This is a genomic window from Ancylobacter sp. FA202, from assembly GCF_000380205.1.
In the GTDB taxonomy this organism is placed as follows: Bacteria; Pseudomonadota; Alphaproteobacteria; order Rhizobiales; family Xanthobacteraceae; genus Ancylobacter.
On sequence record NZ_KB904819.1, the window covers coordinates 131,142 to 149,284 of the forward strand.

General features: G+C 63.8%; 17 protein-coding genes. 9 read left to right on the plus strand and 8 right to left on the minus strand.

Annotation, left to right across the window (positions count from 1 at the left end):
- The first annotated feature begins 27 nt into the window (after nt 1-27).
- Nucleotides 28-1,362: an aspartate aminotransferase family protein gene (locus tag A3M1_RS0124110; protein WP_018391559.1), complete on the plus strand. Its 1,335-nt coding sequence runs from the start codon at nt 28-30 to the stop codon at nt 1,360-1,362.
- 39 nt (nt 1,363-1,401) lie between these two features.
- On the opposite strand, the gene A3M1_RS0124115 is transcribed toward A3M1_RS0124110, so the two are convergent.
- Nucleotides 1,402-2,694, minus strand: coding sequence for a glutamine synthetase family protein (locus tag A3M1_RS0124115; protein WP_018391560.1), 1,293 nt, complete (start codon nt 2,692-2,694; stop codon nt 1,402-1,404).
- Nucleotides 2,695-2,875: 181 nt separating this feature from the next.
- On the opposite strand from A3M1_RS0124115, the gene A3M1_RS25390 reads away from it, so the two are divergent.
- From A3M1_RS25390 to A3M1_RS0124135, 4 genes are all read left to right on the plus strand, one after another.
- Nucleotides 2,876-3,760, plus strand: a complete 885-nt coding sequence (locus A3M1_RS25390; RefSeq protein ID WP_018391561.1) for a MurR/RpiR family transcriptional regulator — start codon at nt 2,876-2,878, stop codon at nt 3,758-3,760.
- A 271-nt stretch (nt 3,761-4,031) separates the two neighbouring features.
- Nucleotides 4,032-4,562 (plus strand): RNA polymerase sigma factor, encoded by a 531-nt coding sequence (locus A3M1_RS0124125; protein WP_018391562.1) that lies wholly within the window; start codon nt 4,032-4,034, stop codon nt 4,560-4,562.
- Nucleotides 4,529-5,563 (plus strand): FecR family protein, encoded by a 1,035-nt coding sequence (locus tag A3M1_RS25395; RefSeq protein WP_157626334.1) that lies wholly within the window; start codon nt 4,529-4,531, stop codon nt 5,561-5,563. Before A3M1_RS0124125 ends, A3M1_RS25395 begins: the two co-directional genes overlap by 34 nt.
- A 122-nt stretch (nt 5,564-5,685) precedes the next feature.
- Nucleotides 5,686-9,252, plus strand: a complete 3,567-nt coding sequence (locus A3M1_RS0124135; protein ID WP_018391564.1) for a TonB-dependent receptor domain-containing protein — start codon at nt 5,686-5,688, stop codon at nt 9,250-9,252.
- Nucleotides 9,253-9,447: 195 nt separating this feature from the next.
- On the opposite strand, the gene minE is transcribed toward A3M1_RS0124135, so the two are convergent.
- The 4 genes from minE to A3M1_RS0124155 all read right to left on the minus strand — a co-directional run bounded on the left by minE (nt 9,448) and on the right by A3M1_RS0124155 (nt 12,514).
- Complete coding sequence (gene minE, locus A3M1_RS25400; RefSeq protein ID WP_018391565.1) at nt 9,448-9,720, minus strand: cell division topological specificity factor MinE; 273 nt, start codon at nt 9,718-9,720, stop codon at nt 9,448-9,450.
- Nucleotides 9,717-10,529, minus strand: coding sequence for a septum site-determining protein MinD (gene minD / locus A3M1_RS0124145; RefSeq protein WP_018391566.1), 813 nt, complete (start codon nt 10,527-10,529; stop codon nt 9,717-9,719). Before minD ends, minE begins: the two co-directional genes overlap by 4 nt.
- Before the next feature lie 15 nt (nt 10,530-10,544).
- Nucleotides 10,545-11,243 (minus strand): septum site-determining protein MinC, encoded by a 699-nt coding sequence (gene minC / locus A3M1_RS0124150; RefSeq protein WP_018391567.1) that lies wholly within the window; start codon nt 11,241-11,243, stop codon nt 10,545-10,547.
- A 371-nt stretch (nt 11,244-11,614) separates the two neighbouring features.
- On the minus strand, nt 11,615-12,514 hold the full coding sequence (locus A3M1_RS0124155; protein WP_018391568.1) for a LysR substrate-binding domain-containing protein: 900 nt from the start codon (nt 12,512-12,514) through the stop codon (nt 11,615-11,617).
- Between the two features lie 164 nt (nt 12,515-12,678).
- Here A3M1_RS0124155 and A3M1_RS0124160 point away from each other — a divergent pair, with 164 nt between their 5' ends.
- The 3 genes from A3M1_RS0124160 to A3M1_RS0124170 are packed head-to-tail and all read left to right on the plus strand — an operon-like array spanning nt 12,679 to nt 14,414.
- Nucleotides 12,679-13,224, plus strand: a complete 546-nt coding sequence (locus tag A3M1_RS0124160; RefSeq protein WP_018391569.1) for a hypothetical protein — start codon at nt 12,679-12,681, stop codon at nt 13,222-13,224.
- A gap of 5 nt (nt 13,225-13,229) precedes the next feature.
- Nucleotides 13,230-13,556, plus strand: coding sequence for a hypothetical protein (locus A3M1_RS0124165; RefSeq protein WP_018391570.1), 327 nt, complete (start codon nt 13,230-13,232; stop codon nt 13,554-13,556).
- A 21-nt stretch (nt 13,557-13,577) separates the two neighbouring features.
- Nucleotides 13,578-14,414, plus strand: a complete 837-nt coding sequence (locus A3M1_RS0124170; protein WP_026221498.1) for an MBL fold metallo-hydrolase — start codon at nt 13,578-13,580, stop codon at nt 14,412-14,414.
- A gap of 386 nt (nt 14,415-14,800) precedes the next feature.
- Here the strand turns inward: A3M1_RS0124170 and A3M1_RS0124175 are convergent, their stop codons facing one another.
- Together A3M1_RS0124175 and A3M1_RS0124180 are read right to left on the minus strand one after the other, a co-directional pair.
- Nucleotides 14,801-15,970, minus strand: coding sequence for an MFS transporter (locus tag A3M1_RS0124175; protein WP_018391572.1), 1,170 nt, complete (start codon nt 15,968-15,970; stop codon nt 14,801-14,803).
- Entirely contained in the window at nt 15,967-16,305 is a 339-nt protein-coding gene (locus A3M1_RS0124180) for a hypothetical protein (RefSeq protein ID WP_018391573.1), read from the minus strand. Before A3M1_RS0124180 ends, A3M1_RS0124175 begins: the two co-directional genes overlap by 4 nt.
- Before the next feature lie 108 nt (nt 16,306-16,413).
- Between A3M1_RS0124180 and A3M1_RS0124185 the strand changes: the two genes are divergently transcribed.
- Nucleotides 16,414-17,301 carry a LysR family transcriptional regulator gene (locus A3M1_RS0124185; protein ID WP_018391574.1) on the plus strand — a complete coding sequence of 296 codons (888 nt, stop codon included), beginning with the start codon at nt 16,414-16,416 and terminating at the stop codon, nt 17,299-17,301.
- Nucleotides 17,302-17,596: 295 nt separating this feature from the next.
- On the opposite strand, the gene A3M1_RS0124190 is transcribed toward A3M1_RS0124185, so the two are convergent.
- A complete protein-coding gene (locus A3M1_RS0124190) occupies nt 17,597-18,127 on the minus strand; it encodes an AAA family ATPase (protein WP_018391575.1) in 531 nt (176 codons plus the stop codon).
- Nucleotides 18,128-18,143 lie beyond the last annotated feature (16 nt).

Consider the following 18,143-nt stretch of genomic DNA (forward strand, 5'->3'; position numbering starts at 1 on the left):
ACGTTAACCCCTGCCCGGAGAGTGGCAATGACGGCCGAGCCAGCACCGAACACCCACTCCCTGCGCCAGCGCGACGCCGAGGTGATCGCCGATATCGCCCGGCTGCGATTCTCCCCGCTCAGTCTCGCCGGGGGGCGTGGAAGCCGGCTGATCGAGGAAGGCGGCCGGGAGATTCTCGACCTGTCCGCCTCCGCCGGCTCGGCGGGGTTGGGCTACGGACATCCGGCGATCGTCGAGGCCGTGGCACAGGCCACCCGCAACATGGCGGGCGCCAGCCTGCTGCTCTATCCCAACGAAAACGCGGTTTCGCTGGCCGAGACGCTGCTTGCCGCCACGCCGGGCGAGGCCGGGCGCAAAGTGTGGTTCGGCCATTCGGGGTCGGACGCCAATGACTGCGCCGTCCGGGTGCTGCAGGCGGCGACGGGCCGGACGCGGTTCATCTCGTTCATCGGCTCCTATCACGGCAATCTCAGCGGCTCGATGGGTGTGAGCGGCCATACCGCCATGACCCACACTCTGCCCCGGCCGGGCCTGGTGCTGCTGCCTTATCCCGACCCGTTCCGCCCGCGCTTCTCGGCGGAAGCGGTTCTCGACCTACTGGACTATCAGTTCGAGACGACCTGCCCGCCCCAACAGGTGGCCGCGCTGTTCGTCGAGCCGCTGATGTCGGATGGCGGGCTGATCGTGCCGCCGCCGGGTTTCCTGAAGGCGCTGGCGGAGCGCTGCCGGCGGCACGGCATCAAGCTCGTCGTCGACGAGGTGAAGGTCGGGCTCGGACGTTCCGGCCTGATGCACTGCTTCGAGCACGAAGACGTGCTGCCGGACATGGTGGTGTTCGGCAAGGGGCTCGGCGGCGGGCTGCCGCTCTCCGCGCTCGTGGGCCCGCGCGACATCATGGACCACGCGCCGGCTTTCGCGCTGCAGACCACGGCCGGCAACCCGGTTGCCACGGCGGCCGGTCGCGTGGTGGTGGAGACCATCCTGCGGGAGCGGCTGTGGGAGCACGCCGCGCGGGTCGGGCTGATTTTCGCCGATGGGCTGCGAGCGCTTGCCGACCGCCATGCGTGCATTGGCGAGGTCCGTGGCCGCGGCCTTGCCGTGGGGCTCGACCTCGTGGCGGACCGGGCAACGCGGGCGCCGGTTCCCGTGACCACCACGGCGAAGGTGATCTATCGCGGCTATGAGCTGGGCGCCGCATTTTCCTATGTTGGGCTTAAGGGAAACGTCCTGGAATTTACCCCACCCCTCACGCTTACGGAGGCGGAGGCGCGGGAGGGCGTGGCGATCGTCGACCAGGCCCTCGCCGACGTTGCCGCCGGGCGGGTCAGCGACGCGGCCGTGGCCCCGTTCATGATGTGGTAGCAGGCCGGACGCGGCCCTGCGCGCAGGGCCGCGCGCGCCTCAATAGGCGTGGGCGTAGGCGGCGAAGATCTCTTCCTCGGTCTTCCCGTCGAGCGCGGCGAGCTCGCCCCGCTTGTGGGCGACATAGACATCGATCAGGCCGGGCGGGAACCAGCCGCGCACGGTGTCGCTGGCGGCCAGATTGTCGAGCGCCTCGCCGAGGCTCCCGGGCAGGCGCGCCATGCCCCGCGCGGCCAGAGCTTCCGGCGAGAGCAGGCTCAGATCCTCGCGCGTCGGCTCGGGCGCCGCGAGCCCTTCGCGGATGCCCTGCAGTCCGGCGCGGACCAGCGCCGCTATGGCGAAATGCGGGCTCGCCGCCGCATCGGTCGGTCGGAACTCCACATTGAACTGCTTGGCCTTGCCGGCCTCTGTCGGCGCGGAAAGCGAGCAGATGCGCACGGCGGCCTCGCGGTCACGGTCGCCCAGGTTGTTGAAGGCCGCACTCCAGCGATGGGGCGTCAGGCGATGGTAGGAAATGGCGCTGGGCGCCACGATCGCCACGAACTCGTTGAGATATTTCAGGATGCCGGCGACAAAAGAACCGGCCTTGGCGGACAGGTTGCCCGTGAGCGCGGGATCATAGGTCGCCGGCTGGCCTTCCCGGTCACGGAATGAAAGATGGATGTGGACGCCATTACCAATGCCTGCCAGTGATCGCAGCGGGGTGAAGGTCACCTGCTCGCCCATGGCGGCCGCACAGGCATGGGCCAACTCGCGCAGCAGCGTTGCCTGATCGGCCGAGCGGATGCCGACCTCCGGCTCCACGGTGATCTCATATTGTTGGTCGCCATATTCGCGCAGGAACGTGTCCGGCGTCATTCCGGCCTGGCGCAGCGCGTCCACGAACATCTCGCCAAATGCCTTGCGCTTTCGGAAGCCGCGCAGCGAATAGGAAAAACTGGCATCTGCCTCGGATTTGAACATGAATTCATGCTCGAAGGTCGAGAATAGCGTCAGCCCGGCCTCTGCCTCCAGATCGGCCAGCGCGGTCTTGCAGGCGGAGCGGATGCAGAATGGCCACGCCGTGCCGTCGCCCTGATGGATGTCGGACAGTACGATATGCTCGCGCGGCACGGCCTCGCCCAGGTCGACGTTGATCTCGGTTTCGGCGTCCGGCTTCATCACCACGTCCCCGAACGATCCGAAGGGGGTCTCGGCAATGCTGTCAAAGCAGGTGATCTGAATATTGGTCGGCGTCCAGCCGAGGCCCCGGGCGAAGCGCTCATGGCGTCCAAGCGTGGGAATGCCCTTGCCGCGCAGCCGACCCGAAAAGTCCGCCACGCAGGCCATCATCAATGTATCGCGCACCTGAATTCCCCTCGGCCTTGCCGTTATGGGAACATGATCTCGCATCTGAAAATGAAATGTCAAACATTAAGATTTTTGTTGACTGTGATCGAACACTTTCATTCTCTGGAGCCGCAAGCCTGCGGGAGCGAGTCCCGTCAGGCCTGCCGAACGGTGCACCGCGACCATGACGATCAAAGCGCAGATACTGTCGATTTCCGAGGAAATGACCGCGGCGGAGCGCAAGATCGCGACGGTGATCCTGGCGGATTATCCGTTCGGCGGCCTCGCCTCGATTCAGGAGCTGGCGGAGCGCGCCAAGGTCAGCGCACCCTCGATCACGCGCTTTGTCGCCAAGCTGGGCTGTGCCGGCTATCAGGAGTTCCAGCGTCGGCTGATCGATGAGCTGAAGGAAGGCGCGCGCTCGCCGATCGATTTGCGGGCGACGCAGGACATGAGCGCCCGGCGGGGCTTCCTACCGGCCTATTTCGAGCGGGTCAGCAGCCGGCTGGAGCAGACGGCGGCGGACATACCGGAGGATGTCTTCGAAGCGGTGTGCGAACTGATCGCCGACCCGAAACGCTCGGTCTATGTGATGGGTGGGCGCGTGAGCGATTCCCTTGCCCGCTTCCTCACCACCAACCTGCGGCTGGTAAGAAAGGGCGTGCACCACATTCCCGCCGACCCTGAGATGTGGCCCGACTATATCCAGACGATGACCAAGCGCGATGTGGTCGTGCTGTTGGATTTCCGTCGCTACCAGCCCAGCCTGCTGCGCTTCGCTGAGACCGCCTCCCGCACCGCGCGGCCACAGATCGTGCTGGTGACCGACCAGTGGCTGTCGCCAATCTCGCAACTCGCCCAGCGCATTTTCGCACTACCGATAGCCGTCGGCACGGCGTGGGACACGCTGGTCGGCTCACTCGCCTTGATCGAGGCGCTGGTGGTGAAGATCAGCGAGGATGAATGGGAGAGCTCCCGTGCCCGCTTCGAGGCCTGGGATGAGCTGCGCGACGACCTGCGCGACAAGAGCGCTCCCCTCCGTCCGGGCAAAGCGGGCTCGGCTTCTTGACGCCATTTCGTTGATTCCCGGCGAGACGTGATGGAGTGGATGCCCCGTCCCAGGCGGCATCGCGTGTGCCAGAGTGGAGGATTCCTGATGATTGCAGCCATTCTGGAGCGCGGATGAGACAGAAGGGGCAGCACCTGACAATCGCAGAAGATGGAATCCGCCGAACGCGCACGTTTGGGCTACCGCCGGGCAGTGGGGTCCCATCCGCAAGTCTAGAAATCATATAAACTATTGAATTTGCATTACTTTTGACTCCGCGCTAAGGCGGGGCATGGGATCTGCCTCGACCTCGTCGGATGATCTGGATGGCCTGTTCCGGGAGTATCACCGGGAGCTGGCGACGTTCGCCTATCGCAAGCTGCACGATAGGGAAGCGGCGTCCGATCTCGTGCAGGATGCGTTCGTCCGGTACATCGCGCATGTGCAGCGGGCGGACACGGTGGCCGAGACGCCCCGCTTCTTCCTCTGGCGGATTGCCAGCAACCTCATTCTCGACCTCGGGCGTCGCCAGCGTCGGCGGGGGCAGATGCTCGCCCTTGATGCGGTATCGCCGCATGAGCTCGCCGACGGCGAGCCGTCCGCCGAACGGCACCTCTCGGCGCGCCAGGAGTATCGGGCACTGCGCGCGGCACTCGACGAACTGCCCGCCAAGGCGCGAACCGCGCTGATTCTCAACCGGGTCGAGCGTCTCACCCATGCGCAGATCGCCCTCCGGCTCGGTGTCTCGCCGAGCATGGTCAACAAATACATTTCGCGGGCGCTGGGCCATTGCATCGCGCGGCTCGGCGAAGCCGGCTTTTAGAAAAGCCCCCGCCGCACTGTCATGCCGAAACCCTCGCACGTCTTGATTGGCATGGATGGCGACCTATGACGCGTCGGACACAAGCGCCCCTCAAGAACGACCCGCTGACGGAGCGCGCGCTTTCCTGGCTGGTTCAGCTGCATTCAGGTGGCGAGACGGCGCAGGACTGGCAGGACTACCATGACTGGAAGATGGCTCATTCCAGCCATGCCGAAGCCGCCGCGCGGGCCGAACATGTGTGGAGCCGTCTCGGTCCGGCCTTGAAGCCTCCGCGCCGAGCGGTGCGACGGGCCGCTGGCGCGCTTGCCGTCTGCCTGGTCTTCGCCGGCGCGGGGGTCCTTGCCGTCGGGTCGTTCCCCGGCTGGTTCGCGGACCAGGCCACGGAACTGGGCGAAATCCGCACCGTGGCCCTTGAGGATGGCTCGTCGGTGGTGATGGATTCGCAGACACGTTTCGATGTCGATTTCACCGGCCCGCAACGCCGTATCCGCCTGCTCGACGGCCAGATATTCGTCACCGTGGCCGCCGATGCCGCCCGCCCCTTCATCGTCGAAGCCGGGGAGGGAGAGGTTCAGGCGCTCGGCACGGCCTTCAACATACGCCGGGACGGCCCGCAGACGGCGGTCAGCGTCACCGAGCACGCCGTTCGCGTGTCGCTGAAACCAGCGGAACCGGTCGATGTCACCCAAGGGCACGGCGTCGACTACGACCCCGCGACCGGGCTGGGGCCCTCGCATATCGTCGATATCGAGAACGTGACGGCGTGGCGCCGGGGCGAAATCCTGTTCGACGGTCGGCCGCTCGGCGCCGTCACCGCAGAGATGGGACGCTACAGACGGGGCGCGATCTTCTTCACGGACGAACGACTGAAGCAGCTTCCTGTCACCGGGATGTTCTCGACCCGAGATGTCGATGATTTTTTCAGCGCACTCGAACAGACGCTTCCGGTTCGTGTCTTGCGGCTTCCCTATCTCACCTTGATCCGCCCGAGGACTGACTGAGCATTCCATCGAGAATTAGAAAAGTTACGATCTTTTGCTTTCCACTGTCAGGTTCCGCGCGGCCCGCGTCTTCCCCGTTGAGGCCCCGCGAGGGGGCAACGGGCAAGGCAAGGGGAACCACGATGCGGCGCGGCGACTGGGGCATTCTCGCAAGGGCGCGGCTTGCGCTCCTTCTCGGCTCGACGGCGCTGGCAACAGCGGGTTATGCCCCGCCCGTGCTGGCGCAGCAGCAGGTCTCCTACAACATACCGGCGGGAAGTCTCGGCGCGGCCCTGACCGCCTGGGCGCGCGCCTCCGGCACGAGGTTCCTTGCCTCGTCGGAGGTCCTGAGCGGCCGGCGCACGTCGGGAGTGGCAGGCCTTTACGCGCCGCACCAGGCGCTTGACGCCCTGCTGCAGGGAACCGAACTCACCTACAACATCAGTGGGTCGACCGTGACGATCAGCAGCCCCGGCCAGGGCGTCGGTGTCGAGCCGGTCCCTGACGATGTCATCGCGCTCGATGTCGTCACGGTCTCCACCGCCGGCAATCCCGTCGAAAGGCCCTTCGAGACGCCAGCCCCCGTTGCCTATATCTCGCAGGAAACCATCGAGCGGTTTCGCGGCAGCAGCCCGGCCGATATCTTCCGCGGCACCCCGGGCGTGATGTCGGGCGAGGCGCGCAACGGTGCCGGCGCCATCGACGTCAACATTCGCGGCATGCAGGGTTTCGGGCGTGTCGCGACCACGATTGACGGCGCCGAGAACGGGGTGACGGTCTATCAGGGCTATCAGGGCGTCTCGAACCGGACCTATGTCGACCCCGATCTTCTGGCCGGCATCGAGATCACCAAGGGATCCGACGCCTCCTCGCGCGGCATCGCCGGTACCGTGACGATGCGCACCCTCGATGCGGGCGATATCGTGAAGCCGGGCGAGACCTGGGGCGTGCGTGTTAAGGGCGAGTTCGGCACCAACTCGGCCGAGCCCGAGGCCGGCGCGAAGGGCGGCTATCTCTGGCCGCGAAGCCCCGGTTCTCCTCCGGTCGCCGTGCCCTCCGATCAAGGCATGGACCGGCCCGGCCTGTTCGACCCGCGTAGCGGCTCCGCCAGTTTCGCCGCCGGCGTGAAGGAGGAGAATTACGATCTGTTTGCCGCCTATGCCTATCGCAATCAGGGGAACTATTTCGCCGGCACGCACGGTTCAGGGGCAAAGCCGGTCAATACCGGGCCGCGCGAACTGTGCTCGGGCTCCTGGTGCGAGACGTGGCCCGATTATGTCGAGAACACTGGCCTCACCAACTACCGGCCGGGCGAGGAAGTGCTGAACACGCAGCTCGAAACCGAAACATGGATCGCCAAGTCGACGGTGCGGTTCGGTGACGGACACAGCCTGCAGGCGGGCTATACCGGCTATCGCGCCGAGGCCGGCGACCTGCTCGCCTCCCGTTTCACCGGCGAACGCGGCCAGCCCGTTCAGCAGCAACAGACGGCCGGCACCTCGGTCGACACCGGCACGCTGCGCTATCGCTGGGACCCGGAGGAAAACGACCTCATCAACCTCAAGTCCAACCTCTGGACGACGCGGCTCGAACTGCGCAACCCCCGCCGGGGCTCGACGATACCCACGCCGGAATCGCTTGGGCTGCCGGCCGGCTACCGCACCGGGTCCGACACGGTGATGTGGGGCGCGGACGCGGCGAACACGTCCGCGTTCGCCCTTGACCAATATGGATCGCTGGACCTGATCACCGGCGTTTCCTACCTCAGCGAGGATACGCGCCCGAGCGGCTATTCGCAGGCCCTCGACGGGTGGCTCAACTTGCGCGATGCCCAGCGCGAAGAGGCGGCGATCTTCAGCAAGGTCGCCTACCAGCCGCTCGACTGGCTGACGCTCAATGCCGGCCTGCGCTATTCGCATTACTGGTCGGATGACCGCTCCACCAACTCCAACAGCGCCTATGTGAACCCGGAGCCGGAGCGCGACGAAGGCGGGTTCAGCCCGTCTGTCGGAGTGACGGTCGAACCGGTCGACGGTGCGCAGTTCTATGTGAACTACTCGAACGCCCTGCGTTTTCCGAGCCTGTTCGAGGCGGGATCGGCCTTCACCATCATTCCCAATCCTGACCTGAAGCCAGAACGCTCCAGCAATTGGGAAGTCGGCGTCAACTACGTCAGGGATGGCCTGTTCGCGGCCAATGACCAGGCCATGCTGAAGTTCAGCTATTTCAACTGGGACGTGAAGGACTATGTGGTCCGGGAGTTCCGTCCCTTCCAGGGAGATGGCTATGAGTGGTACGGCATGCAGGTCTACAATATCGACCGGGCCAGGTTCTCAGGACTCGAATTTTCCGCCCGCTACGAGAACGCGGGATTTACCGCCGCCTTTGGCGCCAATTACTATCTCGACATCGAATATTGCCGCACATCCTATAATTGCGACAGCAAGACGTTGTATGGCGACTACGCCACCAACCAGATCCCCCCGGAATACATGCTGAACCTCACTTTGTCGCAGACATTCCTGGACGATGCGCTCACAGTGGGCGGCCAGGTGTCCTATATCGGCCCGCGCGCCATCGGGCACGGCCAGGTGACGGCGCAAGGTGCCGCTCAGTTCATCAGCCAGATCAACTGGGATCCCTATTTCCTGGTCGACGTGTACGCGGAATATAAGATCAACGAGAACCTCAAGGCGAGCATTCGCGTCGAGAATCTGACGGACGAATATTATGTCGATCCGCTGAGCCTGGTGAACCAGCCCGGTCCTGGACGCACCTTCTATGCCGGTCTGACCGGCACCTTCGGCGGCGACCAGCCAATGCCCACCCTCATGCCGCCGCTCCGAGGCAACGGGAATGGCGTGGATTGGACCGGGCTTTATGCCGGCTTCCACGCGGGTGGGGTGCTCGCCCATGTGGATGGCACAACGACGACGCTGAACGGCACGCAAAACGACATTGCAGCGACCGAATCCGCCAATCTGGGTCTGCGGGACAACTTCCTCTGGGGCGTTCAGGGCGGCTTCAACTACCAGCTGCCGAACCGTTGGGTCTTCGGCATGGAAGCCGACTTCAGCAACACCTCTCTCACCGGCTCCCAGAAGGCCGTGGCGACGGAGGGGTCGCTTGCCGCCACCGGTGCGCTTCAGGCCGAGACGCATTACGCCATCGACCAGATGGCCAGCCTGCGTGGCCGCCTCGGCTATGCCTTTGAGAACGGCTTGTTCCTATACGCGACCGGCGGCGTGGCCTTTGCCAGGGAGAAGACGACCCGCGACCAGTATGCCGCGGACAACGCCTGGGGTTCGGATTCCTACGGGACATCGACCAAGATGACCTCGATCGAGAGCGTGAGAATCGATCGGAATGGCTGGACGGTTGGCGGCGGAGCGGAGTTCGCCCTCAGCGACCGCTGGTCGGTGAAGGCCGACTACAGCTTTACCCGCCTCTCGTCGAATACCGTCGCGTTCTCGAACGCGCGCGCCGGGGTCGGGCAGAACTACACGACCCGCACGCTGACAGGCTCGACGATCGAACCTCCCGACCCGTTTCTCTGCGAGATTCTCGGCGGCGACTTCTGCCTGCCGACCGAAATCCCCACCTACACGACCACCACTCACCCCGGCAGTTCCACCATTACCGATGGACGTAGCGCCTCGAACGAGATCGACCTGCACATGCTCAAGATCGGTTTGAACTACAAGTTCTGACAGGAATCGCCGGCTTCGGCAGGGATGGGCACGAGCCGGGGATTGCCGGAATGGAAGGGCACGGCGGCGAAACGCCGGCGGTCGCGGCCGGCTCGCCTCTGTTTGGCTTTCCGCAAACAGCAACGCCCCTCCCGGCGTGCTTGCGCCCGTTCGGGACGCTCACGCCGGGAGGGGCGCTGGAAGATCGGCGCGCCGTCAGGCCGCCCGGCTGGCCGCGAGGCCGACGTCGCCGCGCACCTCGACCTCGATTTCGAGGATCGACATCGGCGTCCCCCGCTCAAGGCGGACCTTCACATTGTCCTGCTCGCAGGGCACGTGCTTGGCGACGACGGCCAGAATGTCCTCGCGCAGACGCGCCAGCAGGTCGCCGCCTCCCAGGACCTGACGCTCATGGGAGAGCAGGATTTGCAGCCGTTCCCGCGCCTGGGGGGCGCTGGTGCTGGGAAATAGGCGCTTCCATAAGGTCATGCCGCCCTCCGCAGGAGTTTGCTGAACAGACCGCCACGCTGCCTCGGTACTTCCATGGCGATGTTCTCGCCCTTGAGGCGAAGCGCCGCGTCGCGATAGGCGCGGGCCGGTGCGCTGTCGGGATCATGGATCGAGACCGGGACGCCCATATTGGATGCCCTGAGCACATCGGGGCTTTCCGGAACGATGCCGAGCAGCGGCAGCGACAGGATGTCGAGCACGTCCTCGGTCTTCAGCATGTCGCCGCGCGCCGCGCGCGCATGGTCGTAGCGCGTCAGCAGCAGGCGCTTGTCCACCGTCTCGCCGCGCTCGGCCTTCAGCGTCTTCGAGTCCAGAATGCCGACGATGCGGTCGCTGTCGCGTACCGACGACACTTCCGGGTTGGTCACCACGATGGCGATCTCGGCATGGCGCATTGCGAGCGTGGCGCCGCGCTCGATGCCTGCCGGGCTGTCGCAGATCACCCAGTCGAAATGCTGCGCCAGCTGGCCGATGACGCGATCCACGCCCTCTTCGGTCAGCGCATCCTTGTCGCGCGTCTGGGAGGCCGGAAGCAGGAACAGCGAATCCAGTCGCTTGTCCTTGATCAGGGCTTGCGGCAGGCGCGCATCGCCCTGAATGACGTTGACGAAATCGTAGACGACACGGCGCTCCGCTCCCATGATCAGGTCGAGGTTGCGCAGTCCCACGTCGAAGTCGACGACAACGACTTTATCGCCGGTGCGGGCCAGGGCGGCGCCGATGGCGGCGGTCGTCGTCGTTTTTCCGACGCCGCCCTTTCCCGACGTGACTGTGATGATCTTAGCCATGTCTTGCTTCGCTCCTTAAAGCGCGGTGATCTGCAGGGTCTCATCTGCGGTCGATACGCGTACCGCCTTGCCCCGGAGGGCGTTGTCTATGTCTTCTGCCGTCCGATAGATGCCGTCGACGGCGAGAAGCTCGGCTTCAAGCCGGGTGCAGAAAATCTGCGCCGAGGCGCCGAAAGTCGCGCCGGCGATCGCGCGGCCCGCGAGGGTTCCGTAGACATGGATGGAGCCGCCGGCGATGATCTCCGACCCGGCACCGACCGAACCGATGATCGTCACATCGCCTTCGAGGCAGACGACCGACTGGCCGGAGCGAACCCGTCGCTCGACCAGCATATTGACCGGTTCCACGGGCTTGCGAGGTTCCGCTGGGGGAACCGCCACATCGGCGATGGTGAGGCTGGTGTCGCGTCCGCCGCGCAGGAGAAGCGGCATGCTGGCATCGACCATGCTGGGCCGCACGCCCTCCAGGCCGATCAGCCTTATGCCCCGCTTGGCAAGTTCGCCGATCCAGCGCTCTACATCCGCTTTGGTCTGCGCTGAGTCGGCGAGATCGAGAACCACGGTACGGCCGTTGAAAAATCCAGGAGAACGCTGCAGCCAGATGTCGAAGTCGGCCAGCCATGCCTGGAGCGGGACATCGGCGACGAGGGTCATCGCCGTGAACGAGCGTCCACGGAAACGGATCGACGGGCCGGTTTGGCTGACAGCGTTCACGGTGCGAATCTCCCTCTCTGGAGGATAGATTCGGTTAATCTTGGTTAATGGCTCGTTAACTGGCGCGGCACTCTCCACCGCCGCGCAGTAGCCTGTGCCCGGGGGCGGGGCGGCCGCGCGCGCGTTGACCCCGCCGCCGGCCAGGATCGCTCACCGGACCAAAGGCCCAGCCGCATCAGGTGCTGCTGCAAGGGAAAACGCAAAGCCAGTGCCCGCGCAGGGACTGAAATGGCGGGCCGCGAGCGACCAAGAAGAGAACTATGTGTTCGCTATAGCCCTATGACGCACGGATGCGACGAAGGCCTCACGAAATGGGCGGAGGGATTTGTTGTTCCAATCTGTCCGCCTGCGGGCCTGGGGCTGCGGTGACCTCAAGGCGTTGGACTTGAAGATCGCGCTTCCGTCAGCAACCAATTTGCAAAAAGCTGTATCGGCCCCTCACTCAGTCGGATCGGCTCCGGCAGGATGAGGCAGAAGGTCTTTGAGATCGACTGACCGTCCGGCCAAGGCGCGACCAGGCGCCCCTCCGCCAACTCCTTTTCTATATAAAGGCGCGGCACCAGCGCGACGCCGAGACCGGCAAGCGCGGCTTCGATTTGCATGGAATGAAGATCGTACCGGGCGCCAGCCGCAGGGTTGGTCAGCACAATCCCGGTCTCCAGCGCATAGCGTTCCCAGGCATCCGGGTTCTGGCGTCGATGAAGGCGCGGCAGCTCATCTAGCGATACCGCTCCTTCGCCTTTGCCGAGAAGCGCCGGATGGCAAACCGGAACCAGCGTCTCGTGCAGCAGCCGGTGTGTTCTCATCCCCGTCCAGGCGGGATGCTCGAAATGGATGGCGGCGTCGAAGCCGCTTCCGGCCAGGACAAACGGCTCCATGCGTTCGGCAAGGTGCACGATAATGTTCGGGCGCATGTCACGAAACCGCGCCAACCGCGGAATGAGCCAGCGGGTGGCAAAGGTCGGGATGGTGGCGATGTCGAGGCTCGCGCCGTCGCTGGGCTGGCCCATCAGATATTGACTGTCACGCTCCAGCCGGTCGAGGGACTCGCGAACCTGAACCGCGTAACGCTCGCCGTTCGGCAGGAGCCTGACGCGATTGCCCACCCGCTCGAACAGCGTAACGCCGAGGAAGGCTTCCAGCCGACCGATCTGGCGGCTGATCGCCCCTTCGGTCAGTGCCAGCTCGTCCGCCGCCCGCGCGAAGCTGCCGTGACGAGCTGCCGCTTCGAATGCCATGAGTGCGGAATGACTGGGAATCTTGCGGCGCACGAGCCTCTCCGCAGCAATGACCGAAATGCGGCCCCTTCATAATGACATTTAGTCACTGAAGGATGACCTTTTATCGCTATATGGCCGAATTTCGCGGAATATCATGATCAAACATCAATGAAAGCCAAGCCCGTCGCCTCAAGCGACCAGTCGAGGATGGGCCGATGATCTACACGGTTGAATGCAGCTTTGCCGACCCAGTCAGCGAAGCGGAATGGAACGACTTTTACAGCTTGGACAAGCTGCCCGCCCTCATATCGGTGAGCGGCTTCCACACCTCGCAGCGGTTCAAGGCATTGAGCCGTGGCTGCCCCGTCTATCTCGCCCTACACTCCATCGACGGCCTCTACATCCTGACGGGGGAAGAATACCGCCGGAAGGGCGGCGGCAATTTCGCGCGCTGGCAACAGCACATCACCGACTGGCACCGGAACCTCTATGGCGGGATCGACCGCGCTCCGGCCATTGCAGAGGGCGAATATCTGGCGTTGAGCGCCACAGGCCCCGATCCTCTGATCCGGCTGGGCCTGACACCCTCGGCGATGCAGGCGGTGGCCATGGAGAAGGTTCCCGAACGCCGCTGGCTCGCCAAGGTCGAGCGGGGCGCCGGGCCCGACATCGAGCAACTGCCGGGCGACGTCCATCTCTACGCGCCGATGACGGCGCAGTTGAAGAGTGAGGATCACGCTTCCTCCGAGAAGGAGCGGTAGGCCCGATGCCAAATGTCACGATCTACATTCCGGCAGACAGAATGCCGCCGGACGACGCTCTTGCGGAACTTACGGAGCAATGCACCGATCTCTGCACGGGCATTCTCCGGGCGGCATTGGCGAATGTGCACATCGTCTATGTCGCTGTCCGGCACGGCCGGGGCCACCCGGCCTTCGCGGAAATCCAATATCGCCTTGAGCCTTTTCGGACGCCGCGGGTCATGGAGCGGTTCATGGAGGGGTTGGACAACGCCATAACGCGCAACGCTGGCCTCACCGTGCGCATCCGTTGCTTTGGCTATGCGCAGTCGAGCATCCACGCACGAAACTGAGCTGATGCCTGGAGCAAACCGATGTCTCAACTTGCAATTCCCAGCCAGAAGGTCGGTGACTTAACAGTCACCGCCGTCAGCGATGGCTATCTCCACGTCAGTTTCGACTTTCTCGCGAATATAGATCCAACTGAAGCTTCCCGGATGCAGGAGGATGCGGGGATAAGGGATCACACCTCGATCCATATCAACGGCTACCTAGTACGCGGAGGCGGTCACACCGTCCTGATCGATGCCGGAGCCGGTGGTTTCAAGCAGTGGGGCGGCCGCCTGAAAACCAATCTGCTGCTTGCCGGCATCCAGCCTTGCGAGATTGACGCGATCCTGCTGACGCACGCCCATCCCGATCATGTCGGGGGATTGATGGACGCAGGAGAAGCCGTCTTCCCGAATGCCGAGCTTGTCGCCCACCATCGGGAAGTCGCGTTTTGGCAGGATGACGGCAATCTCAGCCGCGCGCCCGAGCGTGCCCGTGGCAACTTCCTCTTGGCGCGACAGGCGTTCGACGGCTATCGCGACAAACTGCGCAAGTTTGAGGACGGCGAGGTGCTGCCCGGCATCACGGCGATGCCTCTGCCGGGACATACAGCTGGGCACACCGGATATCGGCTCGATTCAGGCGACAAGAGCCTGCTGGTCTGGGGCGATATCGTTCATTTCCCGCAGATCCAGATTCCCCGGCCCGACGTTTCGATCGCGTTCGACCAGGATGCGCATCTCGCCGCCGGAACACGAACGAAGCTGCTGGACTGCGTCGCCGCCGAGCAGTTGCTGATCGCCGGCATGCACCTCGGGGAACCCGGCTTTGCACGCATCAAACGGACGGGCGATACCTATGCTGTCGCATATGAAAAATGAACACGACACCAAGCGTGTTTATGTCCCGAATGGAGGCGTTCCCTGACAGTCTGGGCCCAATCTCGACGGGAGCATCGGAAATTCCTCGATCATCGCAGGCAGTTCATCTGAATAATCTGCCGTGGGGGACCGGGCACATCCCGACCTGATTTAGTGGTCGAGGGCGACCACTAAATCAGGGAGGCCAAATCGCAGCCAAATCTGCTTTTGAAGTTCCCGCGGCAATCGGTGACGACTGAGTAGCCATCATTCAGATCGTCGCACCACAGCGTGCAACGGCGGAGGCTGGCGGGCCGCGCCCGACGATGATGAGCACTATGTCTCCACTATAGCACTCTAACGCCGCACAAGGCGACAATCCGGACCACACCTTGAATCGCGCTTTGTCACATCATGCGTTCTGCGCCAGCGCGGCACCCCATGCACAGCGATGATCCGGCAGCACCGACAAGCAGGTCGATACCTGCCCACGACAACCCGCCTGCTCCTGCGGTTTCGAGAATAACACCGCCCATGACTGCCCCGCCAAAAATGGCGATGTTCCATGCCGTCACGATCATCGCCTGGGCCACGTCGGCCGCAGAACCGGCAGCACGCGCTGATGCGGTCTGAAAGAGCGTCGCCGACCCGCCAAAGGCCAGCCCCCAGATAAGTGCGGCCCCGCAGATAGCCAACGGTGCTCCGGTCGTCACCGCAAGTATCAAGATCGCTACCAGAAACAGGCCGATGCCGGCGAAGGTCAATGGTCGCAACCATTTATCGATCAAAACTCCCGTCAGACCGATACTGACAAGTGCGGCCCCCCCGAAAACCAGAAGGACACTGTCGATTTGGCCCGTCATACGATGGCCGGCCAGAAGTGGCGCGATGTAGGTGTAGAGGATGTTATGGGCCAGGACGAAGCAGAGCGTCACCGCCAGCACCGGGCGTACGCCCGGAACCATAAAGACCTGGGCCAAGGAAGGGCGTTGCGTTTCAGGCTCTCCGGCAAAAGCCGGCACCTTGGCGATGATCCATCCAGCGAGCAGCAACGCGATCACGCTAAGCAATCCGAAGGTCAATCGCCAGCCGGCGAGGTTGCCGATAAATGTGCCGGCCGGGATGCCGATGGAGAGCGCCAACGGCGTCCCCGCCATCGCAATGGCCATGGCCCGACCAGCGAGGCTGGGCGGCGCCATGCGAACAGCATAGCCGGCCAGCAACGCCCACAGCAGGCCGGCCGATACACCGCCGACGAAACGTGCCGCCATCGCGACGATAAAACTCGTCGTCAGGGCCGTAATCAGATTGGCGATAGCGAAACCGATGATGGCGACGAGCAGGAGCGGTCGCCTGCGCCAGCTTCGCGTTGCTGCCGTCAGCGGGATCGCTGCGAGCAGCGATCCCAGCGCATAGATGCTGATCCATTGTCCCGCCATGGCCTCGCTCACATCGAGCGAGCCCCCGATCTGTGGAAGCAGACCGGCCGGGAGGGCCTCCGTCAGGATGGTGACGAAACCGGCGAGCGCCAGTGCGCATAGCCCAGCCACCGGCAGCCGTTCGCCCCGCGTCGTCATGCCGAGGCCTTCGGCAGCACCAGGTCGCCAACGGTGTAGGTGTGAAACTCGCTCGATGAGACAGTGTCGAGCTTGCGGAACTTCTCGAGGAATACCGGGTCGGAAAAGAAGATCTCTACGTCGCCGGGGTCCGAGATCGCCTCGATATTCACGACCGTCAGCCCATCGGTGCTCTTGGCGAGGTTGCTCCACTGAAATCCCGGTTTCCGCTCGGCGACATAGTGGACGACATCCTGGATCAGCCGAAAGGCTTCCTCCTGCTTGTCGGGATGAACGTGAATCAGGTTGACGATGAAAGTCGTCGGGGCGGGCTGGATCGTGAAGGCGGGGATCATGTTCGTCTCCTTGGTTTCGCAAAGCCAAGGGATAGCGGTCGCCTTGTTGCGGAAAAATGGGCCGTTGTGCCGGTGACTACGGAATAATAGTCCTATAACAATCCGGGCATGGACAAACTCACGGCGTTCGACGCCTTCGTGCAATCGGCTGAAGCCGGCAACTTCGTGGCGGCTGGCCGCAAGCTCGGCCTTTCCGCCTCCGCGGTTGGCAAGGCGGTGGCCCGACTGGAACAACGGCTGGACGTGCGCCTATTCCATCGCAACACGCGCAACATGACCCTGACCGAAGAGGGGCGGCTGTTCCTCGAACGCTGCCGCCGCATCTTCGAGGAGGTCGAGGCGGCGGAAGCCGAGCTTGCCCGATCCAATTGGACGCCGAGAGGGCGGCTGCGGGTCAGTCTGCCGCTGGTCGGCATGCTGCTGACGCCGGTGATGGCCAAGTTCATGTGCGCCTGGCCGGAGGTGCAACTCGACCTGGATTTCAGCGATCGGCTGGTGGACGTGGTGGAGGAAGGGTTCGATGCCGTCATTCGCACCGGGCAGCCCTCGGACAGCCGGTTGATGAGCCGCAATGTCGGCCGGTTCAAACTGAAGATCGTCGCCTCACCCGACTATCTGGCGCGATGTGGCCTGCCGGAATCCCCCGACGATCTGGCGCATCACCAGTGTCTTCACCAACGCTCTCCCAGCACCGGCAAGATCCGACCCTGGCCGTTTGCGCGCGCGGAACGGCAGGGGAAGATTGTCTTGCCCGAACGGATGAGCGCGACGGCGGTCGATCCTCTGATCGACTTGGCGGTCGAAGGCTTGGGAATTGCCTGTCTGCCGCCCTTTGCGATCCGTCGCGAGATCGCTGACGGCCGTCTCGTGTCCATCCTGGACGAGTGGGTCACCGAGACCGATCAGTTCAATGTCCTCTGGCCGGCCAGCCGCCAGATCACGCCCAAACTGAGGGCGTTCGTCGATTTCATGGCCGAGCATCTGCAGCCACAATAGAGAACAGGTGTCGCGCCATTTCGGCCCGTTTCCGCTGTCATGGGCGGGCGCAGCCGCGGCGGCTTGACGCGCGGTGCGGAAATCAGCGGCGTTTGCGCAGCTCTGGCGCAGAATATCGCGTCATGACGTGAAATCGTCGGGCTTGGCGGGCCGTACCCGACGATAATGAGCGCCACGTCTACGCTAGTGCTCTCCAATATCGTACGGTATACATCCCGGATCTAATTGACTCGATATATCAACGCTATTTGGCGTTATTCGAACGGGGAGGTCTGGTGATTTGCGGCCCGTCCGCTCATGGCGAGCGAGGGCAATTCTCCGACATTGACTCAAGCTGCTTTTCAATCGTGGAAACGGCATCATGAGCGCTGAGAAGAGCGGTATCCACTATGAGGCGAGGCTCGGTCCACGGGATGTAATCGTGTGACGCCACCGACGACCACGTGGGAAGCGTGAAGCCCTCTATGTCTGGCACACGCCCCTCCACCCGACGCCTATGTTCGTTTTCGTCGCTGCAGATCACCTCGACCTCAAGAAGACGTGCTCCGTCGACGGCTCGCACGACATCGCGCCAGCCTTGCCGACTTTCGGGGACGGGATTGACGCTGTCGGCGACAACTACGTTGCCGAGCTTGAGGTTCGAGGACGCTATGGCAAAGGCCACGACATAGCCGGCGGGGCCGATCTCTTGGTCAAATTCAAAATGTTGCTTGAGCGCGTGCTCGATCTCGTCAACACGAACACAGGCAGCCGATCGTTTGGCGGCCAATGCCTTCCCGATCGTTGTCTTGCCGGTGCCGGGCAATCCGCTGAGGGCGATGAGCATAGGACCTCCGATTTCC